Source organism: Streptomyces sp. NPDC048331 (genome assembly GCF_043201215.1).
In the GTDB taxonomy this organism is placed as follows: Bacteria; Actinomycetota; Actinomycetes; order Streptomycetales; family Streptomycetaceae; genus Streptomyces.
On the sequence record NZ_JBICYT010000074.1, the window covers coordinates 1 to 17,844 of the forward strand.

Here is a 17,844-nt window from a genome sequence, read left to right on the forward strand (position 1 = left end):
CTAGAGAAACGCCTCTCAGGCGCCCTCACCCATGTCTGCCAAGGTCAGACCCCAGATTCGTGACTCCAGGCCGCTGAATTACGCGGAACGCAGGATCAGGGTGAGGAACAGTCCCGGGAGGACCGCGAGGGCGATGGCGGTGCGGGGCTCGGGCTGGGCCAGCAGCGGAACCCAGCCGAAGAGGAACAGGGCGCTGGTGGTGATGAGTTGGGTGGTGGTCGTGCCGGGCCATGTCCGGCGGGCGTAGATCAGTCCGCCGAGGAAGCTGCCGGTGGAGAACGCGGCGGGCAGGACCCCGGAGAGCATGGCCAGCCCGTAAGCGGAGGCCATCCCGGCGGCCCAGACGGTCATCGCTCCGAGCGCGAAACCCGTTCCCGCCAGCGCGGTGCACAGCAGGACCAGCCCGGCCCCGATCAAGCGCCCGCTTCCCGCAGCCTCGTCCGCGGCGGGACGCCACGTCCGTGACGGGGCGGCGGTCAGGACGACCGCCGTGCCCACGAGCCCGAGTGCGGCGGTCACGGTCAGGGCGGTATCGGGACCGTGCGTGGTGGCCAACCAGGAAGCGAGCAGGGGACCCGCGATGTACAAGAGCCCCTGCGAGCCGGTGTCCAGGGCTTGGACGACCCGGCGCCGCCCGAGATCGGGTACGACGGTCGGCCACAGGGCCCGCAGGCCGGATTCGAGCGGCGGCGTGATCAGGCCCGCGAACCCCACCACCGCGGTCACCGCCGCCGGGTGCCCGCCCGCGCCGATCCAGGGGAGCGCGGCCAGGCAGCCGGAGTTCAGCAGCACCGCCGGGGTGGAGACGCGGGTCTGGCCGTAGCGGTCCATCAGCCTGCCCTTGACCGGCTGGGACAGCCCGGACGCCAGCCCGTACAGCGCGGCGAGCAGGCCGGCGAAGGCCAACGACCCTCCGCCTGCGGTGATCCACAAGACCAACGAGACGGGGACCATGCCGTTGGGCAGGCGTCCGGTCAGGGTGCCGCCGAGCAGGCGCAGGACGTGCCGGCTGCCCAGGACGGCGCCGTACGTGGCGGGCGGTGGGGTGGTGGTCGGGTGATCGGCCAGGGTCAACAGGGCAGGGCTTTCCGTCAGAAGGCGGGCGAGGAGGGAGCGCTGGGCTGGCCGCTAGCGGCGGTGCGCGGAGGTGGTGCCCACCGGAGGTGCCGCCGCCACGGGAGTGGTGGCGAGGGCTGGTGGGCGGGGCGTCGGCAGGTGCCGGGGAGCGGGGGTGCGGTGCGGCGGCAGGACGGCCACGGCTTCCTCCAGCTGCTCTCCGACGTGCGTGAGGTCCTGGAGCAGGTGGCCGGTCTGCGTCGAGAGCACCCGAAGGCGGACGGCGATCTCGTGCCCGGCCCGGGTGTCCAGCGCGGCGGCCCAGATGGCACAGGTGTCGAGGAACTCGGCGAGCTGGGCGATGTGCCCGGCAGGGGCGTGGGGCGGCCGGTCGGTGACGTAGGAGATCGTCTCGGCGACAGAGGCGCTGTGCTGCGCGTCGATGACGTCGCGCGTCAGCTGGGCGAGAGGGAGCCCGGGGATCGCGAGCGGTGTTGGCGAGTGCCCTTCGGGGAAGAGCACCCCGGGCGGGACCGCCGGCGGAAGGTCCTGGATGGCCGCGTCGTCGGTGTCGTAGCAGCCCAGTACCTGCACGTGCGGGCTGTCGATGTCCCCGGCGAGGATCAGGAAGACCTCTTCGTCCTCGTCCGGGTAGGGCAGCAGGGCGAGGGTGAGCTGGCGGCCTGTGGCGTCATACCGAGACTCCTGGGGCTGGAGCAGATCACGGCTGCGGGCCGCACGGGCCCGGGCGGTCCACCGCTCCTGCTCCTCTCCCGTGAGCCGCGGACCGGGGCGCGGGGGATGGGCCGGCTGGAGGGCCAGGTCCCGCAGGAGCACGTCGTGCTCGCCCCAGGTCCGCAGGTAGGGCCACAGCCGTGCGTCACGGGCTGCGGAGTCCTGGACCGCGGGGTGGTCTTCCAGGAGGCGTACGGCTACGTCTGCGGCATGGGCGAGGTCGGAGACCAGAAGGTGCCAGCCGGCGTGGTGGCGGGCGGGAGGCATGGCCTCGATACCGGCACTCGCGTGGGCGAGCAACGTGGGTACGTAGGGCAGGAGATCGCCGAAAAGTTCGGTGAGTACCCGGTTGCGCTCCGCCTCGACGGCCTGGGCAGCCTGCTCGTCGAGCATGTCGCCGTGGCGGTTGTGAAGGTGCTCCAGGGCAAGCTCGCAGCTGAGCGTGCTGACGGAGAACCGGGTGCCCCAGCCGGTCAGAGCGTCGAGTGCTTCTTGCAGTGATGGGGGTGGGGAGTGAGGGATGAAGGCTCCAGGGTGGCGTCTACCTGCGGTTGGGTGAGGCGGTGATCTGCAGGGGCGGGGAGGGGAGAGCGGCTGCCGTGCGGACCGGGGCGAGAGCTGTCCGGGGCCAAGCGGGCCGGCTGACGGAGCGGGCGATGTCGACCAGGTCCTGGCCTTCGAGCAGCCACACCGCCAGCGGATCGGGATCCGAGGTCTTCTGCGGCGTCGTGGAGGCTTCCTGCGGCAGGACCGGCTGGCCGAATACGGCATCCATGAATTCCAGGAATGCCTGCTCAGATGGGTTGAGGCGGGAGTTGCTGGCGCGCGCGGTGCTGATGATGTACGGCGCGGCGTCGGCGAAGCGGGCGAAGGCGTCGGCCAGGTCATGCTGGGGTGGATCGGTGACCGTGCCCGGCTCGTACGCCTCGTGGGCCCAATCCAGATCGTCCCTGAGGGTGATCAACTGCAGCCGCCAGAAGGCCTGGTGGTATTCGGCGAGGAGGGAGGAGCTGACCTGGTGGGCGGCGTGCGCGTGAGCGTCCCCCACGGTGATGCTGGAGGGCCCGGCAACCTCCGGGGTCGGGTTCATGTCCGCCGGGATGAGCGCGCCGACGCGGTACTGATCCCGGCCGGGGACCGGTACGACGGCCAGCTCGACCCCGCTCTCGCCGCGAAGGATCGCCGCGGCCAGCAGACGGTCGGTCTTGACCATGTGCGCGAGGGGGTCGGCGCGGGGTGTCCACAGGTCGTACAAGAGGTCCTCTTGCACTATCGGGACCGGGTAGTTCTCGACCCGCACGCTCCACTGGCCGGGCAGGTTGTCGCCGAGCTCGCGTGCGAAGTCTCCGATGTAGCGGCTGCTGTTGGTGGCGACCAGGGCCCCGTGCGTCAGAGCGGTGCCGCCGAGGGCGGCGAGTGACTGCCGGGCTCGGGCTATGTCGGTCAGGGGCGTGAAGTAGTTGCCGTCGCTGTCCTTCTCGAATCCGGCGAGCTGGAGGGCGGTGCGGGCCCAGCGCCAGTTGTCGCCGGATACGAGGCCGACGATGCCGTGGTGCCGGCTGGTGAACAGGGTGATCTCGGACGCCATCAGATGTCTCCCGCGTCGCTGCCGGCGAGGACGGGGACGGGTCCGGACTGGTCGGTCGGCGCGGTGTGCGCGGTGGCCAGCAGGTCGATGCCGAGTTGGAAGAGGGCGCGGTCGGCGATGTCGAGGAGGTCGCTCGTGCGGGCGTACCGCTCGGCCAGCTGGGCGTGGCCCAGTACCTGACAGCGGGCGCCGACGGCGCGCAGCAGGTTCCGCAGGGTGATCAGTCCCGTGTCTTCGCCGGCTGCGGCCAGCTCGGTCAGCGCGTGGATCTCGGCGGGCGTCGTGGCCTGGGCCATGGCGTCGGTGCACGCACGCAGCGCGGAGGCGGGATCCGGGGAGAGTGGGAGGCCCTGCAGGAAGGCGGTGGCCTCCCGGCGGGCCCGGCGACGCAGTTCGCTGCTGCCGGGCCCAGCCTCGTCGGTGGAGAGCATGGACGGGAGAAGTCCCTTCGCGGTTAGCGGGAGCGGCTCGGCTGGGTGGATTCCGCGGGTGCGGAGGCGACCGGTGTGGTCTGCGGGGGCCCGGAGCTCCGGGCGCGCGCGGTCGCGTACTGGGGCGAGGCGGTGGCGGCTGCCTGCGCGGTGTCGGTGCGGTACCACTCCCGCGGGTCCCGGACCGGCCTGGTCTGGACATGGGCCGCCTTGGTGTTCGAGGGGTCGAGGGAGTAGTCGGCGTGGACCTGATATCCGCTGCCGCGCAGGCTCTCGACGGCCTGGCGGGTGCGGCGGGCGCCGTCGTGAGTGGGTGCCGCCAGCAGGTACACGCCGTGCAGGCCGTGAACGGGCTGGAACCCTAGGCGCGTCAGGTACCACTGGCTGATGTGATGGGGGATTCCTTGGGCGGAGGCGACGTACCCGTACGTGGGGTGCGTGCCGACGACGAACTGTTCGCGCAGAAGTACTCCTTGTGGATCAGCGGCGGGCGGTGCGCGAGGGGCCGGCGGTGCTCTGGGCGGTCGGGGTGGTGGGCAGTTTGGGTGAGGCCCGGAGCGGGCCCTGGGCGGGCCCCGCCGGCGCCCACATCGCCGGGTGGTCGCTGAACGGGTAGAGGGGGTCGCTCGCCCATCCCACGAGGGGGCCGCGGTCGTGTTCACTCAGGCTGATGACCTCGATTCCGTGCGGGTGCAGTACGTATCCCCACTCCAGATCGCCTGTGGCTTCGGGGGTGACGGTCATCCGCTGCGGGGGCGAGCCGTCCAGGGTGAAGAGGTTCTGCGGTTCCCGGCTCGGCCACGTCTCGCCGCCGGTGAGCGCGAGGAACAGCTCCGGGGGAGCTTGGTCGAGGAGGTCGGTGCCCAGTTCCTCCCAGCTGATGGCGACGTCGTCGATCAGGTGCCGGGACATGGCATCGAGGTCGCCGTTGAATTTGTACTGGTGGGCGGTGAGCAGGAGGGGCAGGTGGTGGCTGGGGACCCCGTCCGAATGGACGTAGATCCCTTCGTACCCACCGGACCGGGTGGGGCGGGCGATGAAGGAGCGAGTGGACAGCGGGATCTCCAGCGAGTCGTTACGGATGCGGGGCGGGGCTATCGCAGGCGCATGCCCGGTCAGCGGGTTCGACCGCGGCTGCTGGGCGGAGCGGGCGGCAACAGGGTGCTCGGCGCGGCGACGGCCCGGCTCGGAGAGCGGAGGTGGCCATCCAGAGGATGCCCATCGGTGACCGTGACGTTGAAGCCGAGACCGCGGAGCCGGTCAGTGGCTTCCTGGATGAGGACCTCGGACGGGAGCGGAGAGGTGACGGCCGGCAGGCACAAGCCGGTGCCCGGGTCCAGTTCCCAGCGTCCGTCCTCGTGGAGCAGGGCCCTCACGGCGCGCGGCATGACCGCGTCGGCTGCCGGCCGGCCGTCGGCCGTCCGGCCGATGACGACGTGCTGCGCCTGCTTGAACCTGGTGCCGCTGGCTACGCGCATCGCCGCGATCCGGTACTGCGGAAGGAGCCGGCGCCGAACCGCGCAGGCGGCTCGGGCGGGGTCACCGAGGACCGCGACGGCTTGAGGGCGCTTCGCCGTGCCGTACTCGAACACCCCTGCCGGAAGCAGCGCACCGACGAGGAACTGGCCTGCTCGGTGGGGCCGCTGGACGGCGTAGAGCTGCAGTCCGTGCGCATGGGTGAGGACGGCCCGCGCACGCAGATGGTCACCGCCCTCGTGCAGCGCACGCCAGAGCACTCCCTCCTCCATGTCCCAGAACCGTTCGTCGGCCGGGCTCCACCCGGAGGGCGTGGGCAGGACTCTGCGGTTCCACCCGGCACCCAGGCGGGGCGCGAGCCCGGCGGTGAAAGCCTCCAGGGAGCCTGCGACGACCTCCGAGCGCCGCAGTGCCTCCTGCACGGCGGTGTCCATGGGGCGTTGCCGGGTCATTCCCGGCTCGCCGGGTGATGGAAGTGGGCTGCGGGAACGCCGAGCAGCTGCAGCGCGTGCACGGCCTGGTGCACGAGGTGCTCCTGCTGCTCGACGGGCAGCGAAGCCGGTGCGGTGTACGCATCGAGCCGGGAGCAGTACGTGAACCCCCTTGACCACAGCACACGTTGCACCGGGTCGGTCAGAGGCAGGGATATCGGTCCGGCGGCATGCAGTCCTATGCGGATGCTGACGGGGTGGTGCACGGGAAACCTTCCTGGAGGGCGGGACAGGGGTGGTGATCAGCGACTGCGGGTGCCGCGCCCGGCCGGCGGAGGAGTGGGGACCTCGGCGGTATGCCGACCGCCGGCTACCGGTGCCGGCGCGGTACGGGCGAGCTGTGCGAGGAGTACGTCGACCGATGCGAGCAACGGGTCGATGTCGTCGAAGTCGCTGGGCCCGGAGGATGCCGTGGAGTCGTACACGACGGTCATCGAGGCCCAGTCCTGGGCGGGAGCCTGGTGGGTGACCAGCCACCCGTCATCGTGGCCGATGATGAGGACGGCATCGTGGCCCGGTGGCGAGGCGTAGACGAGCCAGTCGTCCAGCCCGAACTGGACGTCGCAGAGCAGGCCGCGTTCGCGGAGTGGGGTGATCACGTGGGCGAAGCGGGCCCATGCCCGCTGCCAGCCGGGGTCGAGGACGTTGTGGTGATCCGGCAAGGGGGTCAGAGGGCGGGGCTGTCCGGTTGAGTTCACTGGAGCCCGCCGGGCGGGGTGCCGTCGTCGAACGGGAGCGAGTCCTGTTCGCCCTGGTCTTCGGTCCAGCCGAAGACCACGCGTTCCAGGTCTATGAGATGGACGATGCCACGATTGGCCCGGTAGGCGTCGAGGCGCTCGTCGGCGTAGTCCTGCTTCTCGTTGTCCGCATGGTCGACACTGACCCTGTTGCGTCTCGACAGGCGGGCCCACTCGACCATGTCGGAGTCGATGATGAGCCGCATCCGGGCCCAGATCCCGTTGCCGAGCTTGAGGATATCGTCGGGGTGGAAGAGCCCTCCGGAACGCCGGCGCCGTGGGTTACGGCGTTCGCCGAATCCAGTGACGAGGGACTCGGCCAGGGTGTCGAGGGCCGCCGCCCGGACGTAGGCGGAGAGGTCATCGTCGGCGAGCTCTGAGCGGACCTTGATGACCAGGTCGCGCTTGCGGAAGCGCCCGTGCTCGTCGGCAAGGGCGTCAGCGGCCTGTTCGACGATCTGCTGCAGACGGGAGTTGTTGTTGGTCGTCACGGCAGGTCACGCTCCTGCCAGACCTGGTCCATCTCGGTCAGGGCCGTCATGGCGTGCGCGATGATCTCCCGGGTGACGGGTGTGCCGCTGGAGAATGCGGGGTCGTAGCGGCTGAAGGCCCGTGTGCCGCGGGACTGGGCGAGCGGCGGGACGAGCTCGTCCAGCAGCTTGGTGGCGACGCGGCGTTGACGCTTGTCCTCTTCGAGGCGCTCGGTGCGTTCCGCCCATGCGCCGGTCAGGGTCAGGTCGCCCTCTACCACTCGTTGGGCGAGCTGGGGGTCTTCGTCTCGAAGACGGGCGAGCTGCACTTCGGCGGAGTTGGCCTTGGACTTGTTCTCCTGTGCAACGTTGTATGCCTCGTTCAGCCCCATGGCTCCCGCGATCACCGGGTCGACGAGGTCGGGTGCGTGTTGCAGGACGGTGCTTGCGCGGCCCATGACAGCGAGGGCGACTCCGAGTTGTTCCTTTAGGGAACGCGCGGTCTGTTCCCTTGGGGAACGCTGGCCTTGTTCCCTAAAGGAACAGGCCTTGACGGTGATCATGGCGGCCTGTCCCTTGGTGAGGCTGCGGCGTCGGAGGTTGACGGACAGGACGTACACATCGGGTGCGTCGCCCTCATACGTGATGAAGGTCGGTTCGATACCGGCGCGTTCGCACGCGACGAGTCGGCCGCGTCCGTCGAGGACTCGTCCTTCACGGTCGAGAACGACCGGCTGCAGAAGGCCGTGCTCCTCGATGTCGTGGGTCAGGGCGGTCAGGTCGTCTTCGTCGAGCAGCGGGAGGAGCGAGGCAGTCGGATGAAATTCGATAGGGGTCTCCAGGCGTAGAAGAAGGTTGCTGTGGTGGGTGTGTCCGCCGTGGCGAGGGCGGGAATTTGACGAACCCACGGGCCTTTCAGTGCATGCGGGCGTCGGTGTCGAACAGGGTCTGTTCGGCGGGGTGGAGCAGGTGCTGGACGATGAAGGACCGGCCCGCGACCTTCCACAGGCCGCGTCCGCGGCTGAGGTGGGAGATGGCTGCGGTCTCGACCGAGGTCAGGCCGAGCAGGGTGGCGGCTGCGTGGACCTGGTCGGTTTCCTGCCGGTAGATGATGCGGGTGGAGCAGTCCGCGAGGAGTCCTTCGGCCAGTGCGCGGCCCTGGGATCCGGCGTCGCCTGCGGTGAGGAGGTCGGAGAGCCGATGGATGACCATGAGGTTGGCGATGCCGAGCCCGCGGGAGAGCTTCCACTGGGACTGCATGCGCTGCAGCAGCGCGGGGTGGCGCATCAGGCGCCAGGCCTCGTCGTAGACGATCCACCGCCGGCCGCCGCGCGGGTCGGTGAGCGCGGATTCCATCCAGGCGGAGGCGCAGGTCATAGCGAGGACGAGCGCGGTGTCGTCGCCGGATCCGCCGAGGCGGGACAGGTCGATCGACAGCATCGGCGTGCCTGGGTCGAACGCGACGGTGGAGGGGGCGTCGAACATGCCGGCCAGGTCGCCGTGGACGAGGCGCCGCATGGCGTGGGCGAGGTCGCGGGCTGCCTCTCCGAGGTGGCCTGAGACGGTCCCGGCGGCCTGGTCGAGGAGGGCGGGCTGGGCCAGGGTGTGGGCGATGTCGCCGAGAAGCGGTGTGCGGCCCGCGGCGGCTGCTGCCTTGACGACGCCGTCGAGGGTGATGTCGAGGGCGGTGTGCTCCATCGGCATCAGGTCGCGGCCCAGGACCGTGCGGGCGAGCGAGCCGAGCAGCAGCAGTCGGCGCTTGCGGACTTCGCCGGCCCAGTCGGCCTCCGTCACAGACGGGGGCCTCGGGGCGGCGTCCATGGGGTTGAGGCGGCCGGGCAGGCCGGGGCCGAGCGCGATCGAGGTGCCGCCGAGGGCCTGGGCGACGGGTGTCCATTCACCCTTGGGGTCGCAGGGGACATAGACGCGGTATCCGAAGGCGACCGACCGCAGGGCGAAGGATTTGGCGAGGGCGCTCTTGCCCTGGCCGATCACCCCGGCGAGTAGCACGTTGGGGTTGGTGAACCCGTCGACCTTGCCGTACAGGGTGAACGGGTCGAACGTGAAACTGGCTTCGGCGTGGACGTCGCGGCCGATGTAGATGCCGTCGGCTCCCAGGCCGCCTTCGGCGAGGAACGGGTAGGCGCCGGCGGCGACGGCGGTGGTCATGCGGTGCGCGGGGAGCCGGAGCTTGCTGCCGCGGGCGGAGGCGGCGCCGGGTCGTCCGGCAGCGGGGTAGAGGGGGAGGGGCATCTCCGTTTCGGCGGGCTTGTGTTCGCCGGAGGGGGAGGTGGATTCGGCGCGGGCTTTGGCCTGGGCTTCGGCGAGCTGGCGGCGGGCGGCCTTGCGGGCATGGCGGTCGGTGCCGTGGGGGGTGAACAGGGGGCTGGCGCTCGCGCGTCGGGCGCGGCGGCCGGGGCGGTGCTGGGGCATGGGGGCGGATCGTTTCTGCGGGGGCTGCCCTCAGGCGGTGCGGGCCGGGCGGGGGCCGTGGTCGGCGGGGGTGGTCTTGCGGCGGATGGCGTGCCCGGAGGCGAGCTGGCGCTGGCAGATGGTGAGGACCGGGGGGCCTTCGGGCAGCCGGTCGGGGCGGCAGCCCGCATCGGTGCTGTTGGATCCGGCGGCCGGGAGGGTGTGGAAGGCCTCGTGGAGGCTGGTCGCGGCCTGCCACAGCCGCAGGTGTGCGTCGGCCAGGTGCCTTCCTGCGGCCGGATGCGGGGGCCGGGTGGTCTCGGCGAGCCGGTCCATCAGGAGGTGGAGGCCGGTCAGGTGGCTGTGCAGGACGTCCACGTGCGCCCGGTCGGCGGGAACGGGGTTCCGGACTGCCTGGCGGCTGTGGTGGCGGACGCCGGCGGTCGCGGCCCGCAGGTAGGGATGGGTATCGAGGGGCGGGGTGTGGGCGTTGGTCAAGTGAGGGGTCCTTGCTGCCGCGTGGGCGCGGCGGGGTTCGGCTACAGGGCGGTGCGCGCCAGGGGGAGAGCTGCCAGGGTGAGGGCTTCGGGCTGCTGGTAGATCAGACGGCGAAGGTCGACCTGGGCGGAGACGGCGGCGGTTTCGATCTGTGCGCACGCGGCGTCGAGCTGGGCGTCGGTCTCGGCGGAGACGGTCAGGAGCCCGGTCAGGGCGACGTCGGCGTGCCCGGCGATCAGCTGCCGCTCACGTTCCTTGACGTCCCCGTACTCGACGGAGTCGGCTTCGGAGTCGACCTGTCCGCGGCGCTGGCGCTCGGCCGCGTCGGCGATGATCGTGGCCTTGGTGCGCTGCACGTCGCGCAGCGCGGATTCGAGTCCCTGGGGCACGTAGATCATGGAGAAGGAGCGGCGCACTCCGGCGGTGAACATCAGCCCGTGCAGGAATCCGGCGCCCGTTTCGGTGCGCGGCCAGTTCTCCACCCAGTAGGTGGTGTGGCGGGCGGTGTCGGTGATGACGCGGTCGTACTCCTCGACCTGCACGACCGGGCCAGCGGCGGCGGGGTCGGCCTCGGCCTGGCCGTGTTCGGACCACTGCTGCAGGCCGGCCAGGGCCTTGGGGTCGTAGGCGGTGCGGACCACGGCGGCGATCTCGCGGGCGGTGAGCCAGCCGGTGACCATCAGCCCGGCGCCGCGCGCGGCCTGGGCGACGGAGGCGGTGGTCTGCCCGAGGACGGTGAAGGCGCCGGGGAGACCGCAGCCGGCCTGGGAGATGAGCCGCTTGGCGGCCTTGAGGTCCAGGGAGATCGCCAGGTAGCTCTCGTGCGGGGCGGCGGCGGGCCCGGCGGAGGAGACGAGTTCGGAGTACACCTGTCCGGCGACGGGGGTTTGGGGGTGGCCGTGGGTGGTCCAGTGCCGGGTGAGGGTGTCGCCGCTGTCGGGGACGGTGCGTTCCAGGACCTGCACGGTGGCGATGTGCCCGCTGCGGGCGATACCGGCCAGCGCCCGGCCCCACGAGGTGACGTTGCTGTTCTGGGTGGCGGGGTCGAGGAGGGCGAAGGCCCTGCTGGAGACCCGGGCGACGGCGGTCAGGGTCTGGTTGTGGGGGTCGTGGACGGCGGCGGCCTGCGATCCGGACGGGGTGACCACGCGCAGCGAGGCGGCCGTGCCGGGCAGGTGGAGCATGCCGTCGGTGCGGGGCCGGGAGACCGCGCGGGCCAGCCACATGCTCTGGCCGGTGCGTCGGCGCTGGGCGTAGCGCAGGACGATCGGCGCCCAGTCGATCAGGGAGCGGCCGTGGCGCCGGATGGCGACGAGGGCGGCGACCGCGGCCCACAGGGGGGTCAGGGCCAGGGCGCCGACGAGGCCGGTGGAGACCACGGTGGCCAGGAGCAGGGCGAGTGCGGTGGAGGTGAGGACGAGCTGGGGCAGGGAGAGGCCGAGCAGGATGCCGCGCCGCGACCTGTGGGGGAATTTGATCGTGAGGGGGAGGGCAAGGTCAGACAAGGCGGAGTCCGCTTTCGGGGCACGGGGTTGGGGCCCGGGCGGGACACGGCATCGTGGTGCGGCGTGTCCCGCCCGGGTGTCGGGGACGGGTCAGCTCAGGAGCCGGTGGGCGAGGGACCGCTCGCGAAGGGGTTGTTCGCGGCGGCCGGACCGTGCGCGCTGGCACCCCGTGGCGGACCTTCCTGGGTGCTGCGCGGAACAGGACCCGTACCGCTGGAACCCGCCGGAGCGGACGGACCAGACGAGCCACCGGTGCTTCCGCCGGGCTGGCCGCTGGTGTCCTGGCTCACGCTGGTGGGCGGCGGCTGAACCGCCTTGGACAGCGGGCCGGTCAGCGCACCTCCGCCGGACGACGGGAGCGGGGCGCTGTTCTGCTTCTCCCCGGTCCCGCCGCTCGGGTTGGCGGCGACATCGCCGGGGAATCCCGCAGGTCCCTGCGGCGCTGCTCCCGCTCCAGCCGCTGCTCCGGCTCCGTCGGTCGCGGCCATCGCGGCGGCCTTGCGGGCTGCCTGCTCGGTGTGCTGCTTGGCCATCTGCGCACCGGTGCCACCGGCCCGGTGGATCGACTCGCCGTCGGTGCCCTCCGCCGCCCAGTGGACGAACTTGAAGGTGGCGTACGGGCAGAGCAGCACCATCATCATGATGACGATGCCGGCGAGGCAGTCGGCGAGCGCGCCCAGGCCGTCCTTGGCCTGGGTCTGGCCGAGGGCGGAAATGCCCAGGAGGAACACGATCGTCATCAGCAGCTTGGAGACGACCAGGGTGGCGGTGGCTTCGATCCATCCCCGGCGCCAGCGCCGTGCGGCTTCCCAGCCGCCTCCGGCTCCGGCGAAAACGGCCAAGGTCACCAATACGAGGATGCCGACCTTGCGGACCATCATCACGCACCAGTAGAGGATGGCTCCAATACCGGCGCCGAGGCCGACGATGCCGGGGATCATCCAGCCCAACGGCACGGTGGAGGCGACGGAGCTGGCCTTGACCATGCGGCGCACGGCGTCCTCGATCGAGGTGCCCGCTGCCTTGAACAACCCGTCGGACAGGGCGTCGACGACTTCGATGGCGACGGTGGTGCCCGCGATGGCGGCGAAGCAGAAGATCACGCCGCCCGCGGTGCCCGTGAAGGCCTGGGCGAGGGCCTGGCCGTCGCGTTTGACGGCGGCCCGGATGAGCTGGGCGCAGAACGTGGCGACCAGGATGGTCAGGCCGATCGGGAGCAGCAGTTCGTAGTTGTCGACGAACCAGCCGGCCCGCAGGTCCACTTTCGTGGTGGCGTTGACGGCCTCGGCGGCGAGGTCGGCGGAGGCCGCGGCGAACTCGCCGACCGATTTGGCGATCCAGTTGCCGATGCCCTCGGTGATGGCCTTGCCCGGGTCGTTGACGAAGTCGATGGCGTCGGCCGCCGAGCACAGCTTGTCGGCGAGGGGGAGAGAACAGAAGTCCACTGGAGGGATACCTCCTTGTCTTCAGTGGCGTGTTATGGGGCGACGCTCGGAGCGAGGGAGACCAGGGCGCAGTCGGTGCTGGGGCGGCACTGGACGGCGAGGGTGACGGCGCGGTCCTCGGCGCCGCCTCCGCCGTTCGTCCAGGCGATGGCCTGCTTGCCGGTGACGGTAACCGCGTAGATGTAGGCCTCGGTGATCGCGGAGGGGTTTTCGGTGAGGGCCTGCTTGAACGCGGAGGGGAAGTGGGCCTCGGCCACGGTGGCGGTGGCGTACTGGGCGTTGTCGGCCATCCGCGACCACAGCACCGGGTCCGGAATCTGAGCGGAGATCGCTGTCCAGTCGGTGTACTTCGTCTCGCGGGTCATCCACGCGTGCATGCCGGCGAGGTGCTGGTCACGGCTGGTGGTGCGGGTGTCGTACGACCAGAGCATCACGGCTGCCGCGCGGGCGTAGGCGAGCGGGTCGGTGATCTTGGGCGGCGCCGGGACCGAGCCCGTACCGACGGAGGGCTTCGGTGCCGTGGTGGCGGACGAGCTCGGCGCGGGGGCTGCGGGGGATACTCCGGTCTTGCTCTGGCCACCGCGGGCGGTGAACCAGGCAGCCAGTCCGGCGGCCCCGAGGAGTGCGGTGATGACCACGGCGGCGACGAGGATCCGTCGCCCGGTCGTCCAGTGCGTGGTGGCCCGGTGCAGGGGAGAGAGGGAACGGTTCGGCACTACTTGACCTGCGTTCCGAGTGCGGAGAAGAACGCGACGATGCCGTTGGCGGCGCCCAGGCCCAGGGCGGCGCCGGCGGCGACGACGGCGCCCTTCTTGCCGTTGGCCTCGGCCTGGTGGCCGCCGCTGTGGTGGCCCCAGGCCCACACGCCGAGGGAGACGGCGAGCGCGCCGACGACGGCGATGATGCCGAACATGTTGATCGAGTTGACGACCTTCTTCAGGACGTCGAGCCCGGGGAGGCCGCCCTCCGTCGGGGTGATTCCGGGGTCGTAGGCGAGGTAGAGGACGCGGTCTGCGAGTGAAATGGGTATGGCGAAGCTCCTTGCGGGCGCAGGCCGGCGAGGCCCTGCGGCTGTGCGGGGAAGAGGGGAGGGGCGCTCGGGGCGCGAAGAAGGGGCCCGGCGCGGGCCCGCGGCGGCGGGCGGCGGTCTAGCTGTTGAGCGTGGGGATGCGGCGGACGGCGAGGATCTGCCAGTCGCCGACCTTCTCGATCCGTACCGGCTTCGTGGTCCTGGGTGCGTTGATCACCAGGCCGGCGCCGATGTACATGCCGACGTGCTCGGGGACGGCGGCGGTGCCGCGGGTGAAGAGTAGGTCGCCGGGCTTGAGGGCGTTCGCCGGTACGGCGTCACCCTCCTTGACCTGCGTGTACGTGGTGCGGGTGAGCTGGATTCCGGCCTTGGCGTAGGCCTGCTGCATGAGGCTGGAGCAGTCGCAGCGGCCCATGGGGTCGGGGCCGTGCGGCGCGGTACAGGTGCCGCCCCACTGGTAGAGGGTGCCGAGCTGGTGCATTGCCCAGTCGATCGCGGTACGGGCCTTCGGTGAGGCGTCGGCCGGGATCTTGTATCCGGCGGGGACGGTTCCTTCGGGGATGGAGCCCCAGCCGGATCCGTCCTCGCCCGGCTTGCATCCGCCGGCCCCGCCCGGAGTCGTGGCCGGTTCCTGGCCGGGCTGGCTGGTGCCGCCGTTCGGCAGCGTCTTGACGATGGCCTGCTGCAGGGCCCGGGCGAGCGGTTCCCACTGCGCGTACGCGTCCGGGAATCCGGAGAGCTGCACGGCCTGGGCGGCCTGGGTGATCGTCATCTGCTGCCACCCCGTGACCTCCAGCAGCCCCTTGTAGAACTTCGTGGAGGCGTAGACGGGGTCGCGGATCTGCTCGGGGGTGCCCCAGCCCTGGCTGGGCCTCTGCTGGAACAGCCCGAGCGAGTCCCGGTCGCCGGAGTTGAGGTTGCGGAGCCGGGATTCCTGGATGGCGGTGGCGAGCGCGACGACCTGCCCGCGCTCGGGCACCTTCAGGGCGATGCCGGTGGCGACGATGGTCTTGGCGTGGGGGATCTGCTCGGCGGGCAGTTCCAGGCCCTCGACGCGGATCGAGCTGTCGCCGCCCTGTCCGCCGAGGATTGCCGCGACCTGCTGGGCGACCGCGGAGGCATCGACGCTGCCGCTGCCGGGAGCGCAGGCGGCGCTCTTGGAGGCGGCGCCGCTGCCGGCGGCGGCCATGGCGGCGGTGGTGGCGAGGGCGAGGGGGGAGAGGCAGAGGACGCCGATGGCGGCGGCTACGGCCTTCAACCTGGGGTGCCTCCGCGCTCGCCGGTCAGGGCCGGCGGCCGCGTTTCAGGCAGGGGAGGGCGCAGGAATGGCATGACGGTGTCCTTGAAGTGTGTGAAGCCCCGGCCGCGCGGTGCCGTGGAGATGTGAGAAGGACGCGGCAGGCCGGGTGATGGGTGAGCTGTGCCTCGTGACGTCGCTGCGAGTTGCCGCTCGCTATGACATCCGGGCCGTCAGGTGTGCCGGGACAAGGGGGTGCCTCCGTGTGGGCATGACGGGGGAGTACGGCCATCGGTGCTGTGTGCGCCGGGCAGTTCCAAAACAGTAAGTGCGGATCCCCGGTTGACCAAGAAAAAGATGATCAAGGCTCTATTTCAAGGGTTTTCGCGGCGACCGTGGTCAACCGGGGATCGTGCCCTACAGTTTTGGAACTCCCCCCGCACGACCGCCCTATGGCCCTATGACACACCTGTGTCCAGATCCGGGCTGGCGGTGAAATCTGCGGTGAGCTGGAGCCCACTCCCGCCTTTCCCGAACCGATATTGGGGTCCCTCTTTGCCTTTTTCCCTGCACCAGGGCGATGCCCTCAGCGTCCTGTCCGCGCTCCCGGACGACTGCGTCGACTCCGTCATCACCGACCCGCCGTACAACTCGGGCGGGCGGACGGCGAAGGAGCGCACTTCCCGGACGGCCCGGCAGAAGTACACCTCCGCGGATGCCGGCCACGCGCTGCCGGACTTCACCGGCGAGAACATGGACCAGCGGTCTTACGGCTTCTGGCTGACGCAGATCATGACCGAAGCCCAGCGGCTGACCCGCCTCGGTGGCACCGCGCTGCTGTTCACCGACTGGCGCCAGCTGCCCGTCACCACCGACGCGATCCAGGCCGCCGGCTGGACGTGGCGCGGGGTGCTGGCCTGGCACAAGCCCGCCGCCCGCCCACAAAAGGGTCGGTTCACCCAGAACTGCGAGTTCATCGTCTGGGGGTCCAACGGCGACATGGACGGCTCGGCAAACCCGGTCTATCTGCCAGGCCTGTACTCCGGATCGCAGCCGACCGGCCGGAAGCGGCAGCACATCACGCAGAAGCCCGTCTCGGTGATGCGCGAGCTCGTCAAGATCAGCCCGCCGGGCGGCACCGTCCTGGACTTCTGCGCCGGATCCGGTTCAACCGGTGTCGCCAGCCTGCTGGAGGGACGGGACTTCATCGGCGTCGAGAAGACCCAGCACTACGCCGAGATCGCCGCCGACCGCCTGACCGAGGCCCTCCAGCAGGCTTATTCCCAGGACGACTTCATCCTCTCGGCCTGACCCTTTCCCCCATTGCCGCGGGGGCAGGAATCGGCACCCCGCATTCCTGCCCCCGCTTCGCGGGGCCTTGTAGCACGAGATCCCCGGTCAGCCAAACCGGGGAATTTCAGGATCGTTGAATCCAGCCCCTCTTTGAAGTCCCGACGTGCCGCATGCGGCTGCGAGGAGAGAACCCTTCGTGCTCGACCCCATAGACGGCCCCGAAGGCCAGCCGGTGGAACCGATCCGCGTTCCCGAAGCCGACCTGGAGAGCATCGAGGCCAGCGTCCGCAAGCTCCTGGACCAGTCGGCCCAGCAGGCCAGGCAGCTCGACAGCCTGGCCGCAGCACCTGACCCGATGCCCTTCACGGGCTTCACGATGCCGGGCCTTCCCGGCATGCCTCCTTCCGTACTGCCGCCCGAGCCCATGCCGATTCTGGAACTGGATGGCGAGGAGCGGGAAAACGAACTCGACTCGCTGACCGACTGGGTGGACGACTTCCTCATGCCGGTGTACGGCGCGGAGATCACCACCGCCGCACCGTGGTGCGAGGAGTGGCAGGACCACCTCGACGTCGTGGCCTGGCTGCACGCTCTGTGGATGGCCTACCAGCAGCACAAGGATCCCGAGTCCGGACCGTCGGGGATGTTCGTGTGGCACCGGGACTTCCTCACCCACGCGATGGCGGCCATCCGCGCGGCCGGCGGACCGCTGTCGGCCTGCCAGACCGACCCCGACCGTCCCGCCCACCGCCTGCTGCGCGGCCCCGGCCGAACCACCCGTCCGTCGGCCACCGCCGCCGGAACGGACCACGCCGTCGGGTCGCCGTCGTGAGCGGCCACGACCAACCCGCTTTCGGATTGACCTTCGATCCCCGCGCCCTGACCGACCTCCTCCAGGCGCCCAGCGACATCCGCGACATCGCGCTCGTCAGACTCCAGGACGTCGTCAACGCGCAATTGTTCGGCCGGAAGCTAACCCGCGAACTTGATGGGCTCCGCAAGGTCTACGTCGATTCCCACATGGCCTGGCGCATCGTCTACGCCACGCGCCGGGCCCCCGAAGGATCGGCGTTCCGCACCGAAATCCACGTCGTCGCGGTCGGCGCCCGGGAACGCAACGACGTCTACCGGACCGCCGCCGCGCGCTTGGGCATCAAGCATCGACCTGTCGACGCCCTCACCCACGCCGCCCGGGGCCGATCCCCGCAGCTCACCACCACCCGCACTCTCCCCAAGCCGGGACCGCCGCCGTACCCGGTCCCCGGACTTCCCCAGCCCGCCCTCCCCCTCGCCCCGAAAGGCCCCACCCGTTGACGACCTTCCCGAGCAACTTCCTCGACAACCTTCTAGTAGGGCTTTGTTAGGTACCCCGGATGATCAAGCAGGAGTAGGGTTGTGATCTTCTTTCAGGTGTGACACCTGAGGAGATGGAAGAGGTCC

21 protein-coding genes are annotated in these 17,844 nt (G+C 70.8%); 3 read left to right on the forward strand and 18 right to left on the reverse strand.

The window, feature by feature from the left end; translation table 11 throughout:
- Positions 1-78: 78 nt before the first annotated feature.
- The 18 genes from ACGFYY_RS41215 to ACGFYY_RS41300 form a co-directional block, all read right to left on the reverse strand.
- Positions 79-1,074 (reverse strand): MFS transporter, encoded by a 996-nt coding sequence (locus ACGFYY_RS41215; protein WP_393717614.1) that lies wholly within the window; start codon positions 1,072-1,074, stop codon positions 79-81.
- A 54-nt stretch (positions 1,075-1,128) separates the two neighbouring features.
- Positions 1,129-2,184, reverse strand: a complete 1,056-nt coding sequence (locus ACGFYY_RS41220; protein WP_393717616.1) for a hypothetical protein — start codon at positions 2,182-2,184, stop codon at positions 1,129-1,131.
- A gap of 148 nt (positions 2,185-2,332) precedes the next feature.
- On the reverse strand, positions 2,333-3,379 hold the full coding sequence (locus ACGFYY_RS41225; protein ID WP_393717618.1) for a hypothetical protein: 1,047 nt from the start codon (positions 3,377-3,379) through the stop codon (positions 2,333-2,335).
- Positions 3,379-3,810 carry a hypothetical protein gene (locus ACGFYY_RS41230; protein WP_393717620.1) on the reverse strand — a complete coding sequence of 144 codons (432 nt, stop codon included), beginning with the start codon at positions 3,808-3,810 and terminating at the stop codon, positions 3,379-3,381. The genes ACGFYY_RS41225 and ACGFYY_RS41230 overlap by 1 nt, the downstream gene beginning before the upstream one ends.
- Before the next feature lie 23 nt (positions 3,811-3,833).
- Positions 3,834-4,142, reverse strand: coding sequence for a hypothetical protein (locus ACGFYY_RS41235; RefSeq protein WP_393717622.1), 309 nt, complete (start codon positions 4,140-4,142; stop codon positions 3,834-3,836).
- A gap of 148 nt (positions 4,143-4,290) precedes the next feature.
- Positions 4,291-4,722: a hypothetical protein gene (locus ACGFYY_RS41240; protein ID WP_393717624.1), complete on the reverse strand. Its 432-nt coding sequence runs from the start codon at positions 4,720-4,722 to the stop codon at positions 4,291-4,293.
- Positions 4,723-4,925: 203 nt separating this feature from the next.
- Positions 4,926-5,738: a hypothetical protein gene (locus tag ACGFYY_RS41245; RefSeq protein WP_393717626.1), complete on the reverse strand. Its 813-nt coding sequence runs from the start codon at positions 5,736-5,738 to the stop codon at positions 4,926-4,928.
- Complete coding sequence (locus tag ACGFYY_RS41250; RefSeq protein WP_393717628.1) at positions 5,735-5,983, reverse strand: hypothetical protein; 249 nt, start codon at positions 5,981-5,983, stop codon at positions 5,735-5,737. Before ACGFYY_RS41250 ends, ACGFYY_RS41245 begins: the two co-directional genes overlap by 4 nt.
- Positions 5,984-6,019: 36 nt before the next feature.
- Positions 6,020-6,439, reverse strand: a complete 420-nt coding sequence (locus tag ACGFYY_RS41255) for a hypothetical protein (RefSeq protein WP_393717630.1) — start codon at positions 6,437-6,439, stop codon at positions 6,020-6,022.
- 32 nt (positions 6,440-6,471) lie between these two features.
- Positions 6,472-7,005, reverse strand: a complete 534-nt coding sequence (locus tag ACGFYY_RS41260; RefSeq protein ID WP_393717632.1) for a hypothetical protein — start codon at positions 7,003-7,005, stop codon at positions 6,472-6,474.
- Positions 7,002-7,892 carry a ParB N-terminal domain-containing protein gene (locus ACGFYY_RS41265; protein ID WP_393717634.1) on the reverse strand — a complete coding sequence of 297 codons (891 nt, stop codon included), beginning with the start codon at positions 7,890-7,892 and terminating at the stop codon, positions 7,002-7,004. The genes ACGFYY_RS41260 and ACGFYY_RS41265 overlap by 4 nt, the downstream gene beginning before the upstream one ends.
- Positions 7,893-7,899: 7 nt before the next feature.
- Positions 7,900-9,417: a VirB4 family type IV secretion system protein gene (locus tag ACGFYY_RS41270; RefSeq protein ID WP_393717636.1), complete on the reverse strand. Its 1,518-nt coding sequence runs from the start codon at positions 9,415-9,417 to the stop codon at positions 7,900-7,902.
- Between the two features lie 30 nt (positions 9,418-9,447).
- Positions 9,448-9,894 (reverse strand): DUF6238 family protein, encoded by a 447-nt coding sequence (locus ACGFYY_RS41275; protein WP_393717638.1) that lies wholly within the window; start codon positions 9,892-9,894, stop codon positions 9,448-9,450.
- Positions 9,895-9,935: 41 nt separating this feature from the next.
- On the reverse strand, positions 9,936-11,399 hold the full coding sequence (locus tag ACGFYY_RS41280; RefSeq protein WP_393717640.1) for an SCO6880 family protein: 1,464 nt from the start codon (positions 11,397-11,399) through the stop codon (positions 9,936-9,938).
- A gap of 95 nt (positions 11,400-11,494) precedes the next feature.
- Positions 11,495-12,844 carry an ATP-binding protein gene (locus ACGFYY_RS41285; RefSeq protein WP_393717642.1) on the reverse strand — a complete coding sequence of 450 codons (1,350 nt, stop codon included), beginning with the start codon at positions 12,842-12,844 and terminating at the stop codon, positions 11,495-11,497.
- 32 nt (positions 12,845-12,876) lie between these two features.
- The gene (locus tag ACGFYY_RS41290; RefSeq protein ID WP_393717644.1) at positions 12,877-13,560 is read right to left on the reverse strand and encodes a hypothetical protein; all 684 of its coding nucleotides are present in this window, start codon (positions 13,558-13,560) and stop codon (positions 12,877-12,879) included.
- Entirely contained in the window at positions 13,560-13,874 is a 315-nt protein-coding gene (locus ACGFYY_RS41295) for a DUF6112 family protein (protein ID WP_393717654.1), read from the reverse strand. The genes ACGFYY_RS41290 and ACGFYY_RS41295 overlap by 1 nt, the downstream gene beginning before the upstream one ends.
- Positions 13,875-13,992: 118 nt before the next feature.
- Complete coding sequence (locus tag ACGFYY_RS41300; protein ID WP_393717646.1) at positions 13,993-15,132, reverse strand: C40 family peptidase; 1,140 nt, start codon at positions 15,130-15,132, stop codon at positions 13,993-13,995.
- A 534-nt stretch (positions 15,133-15,666) separates the two neighbouring features.
- Here ACGFYY_RS41300 and ACGFYY_RS41305 point away from each other — a divergent pair.
- From ACGFYY_RS41305 to ACGFYY_RS41315, 3 genes are all read left to right on the forward strand, one after another.
- Entirely contained in the window at positions 15,667-16,422 is a 756-nt protein-coding gene (locus tag ACGFYY_RS41305) for a DNA-methyltransferase (RefSeq protein ID WP_393717648.1), read from the forward strand.
- Between the two features lie 178 nt (positions 16,423-16,600).
- The gene (locus tag ACGFYY_RS41310) at positions 16,601-17,236 is read left to right on the forward strand and encodes a DUF4913 domain-containing protein (protein ID WP_393717650.1); all 636 of its coding nucleotides are present in this window, start codon (positions 16,601-16,603) and stop codon (positions 17,234-17,236) included.
- Complete coding sequence (locus ACGFYY_RS41315) at positions 17,233-17,718, forward strand: hypothetical protein (RefSeq protein ID WP_393717652.1); 486 nt, start codon at positions 17,233-17,235, stop codon at positions 17,716-17,718. The genes ACGFYY_RS41310 and ACGFYY_RS41315 overlap by 4 nt, the downstream gene beginning before the upstream one ends.
- The last annotated feature ends 126 nt before the right edge of the window (positions 17,719-17,844 follow it).

What these genes read in the sequence shown, in the direction of transcription:
- ACGFYY_RS41240 (WP_393717624.1), bottom strand. Translation starts at nt 4,722, where the DNA reads ATGTCCCGGCACCTGATCGACGACGTCGCCATCAGCTGGGAGGAACTG.
- ACGFYY_RS41230 (WP_393717620.1), bottom strand. Translation starts at nt 3,810, where the DNA reads ATGCTCTCCACCGACGAGGCTGGGCCCGGCAGCAGCGAACTGCGTCGC.
- ACGFYY_RS41220 (WP_393717616.1), bottom strand. Translation starts at nt 2,184, where the DNA reads ATGCTCGACGAGCAGGCTGCCCAGGCCGTCGAGGCGGAGCGCAACCGG.
- ACGFYY_RS41225 (WP_393717618.1), bottom strand. Translation starts at nt 3,379, where the DNA reads ATGGCGTCCGAGATCACCCTGTTCACCAGCCGGCACCACGGCATCGTC.
- ACGFYY_RS41245 (WP_393717626.1), bottom strand. Translation starts at nt 5,738, where the DNA reads ATGACCCGGCAACGCCCCATGGACACCGCCGTGCAGGAGGCACTGCGG.
- ACGFYY_RS41270 (WP_393717636.1), bottom strand. Translation starts at nt 9,417, where the DNA reads ATGCCCCAGCACCGCCCCGGCCGCCGCGCCCGACGCGCGAGCGCCAGC.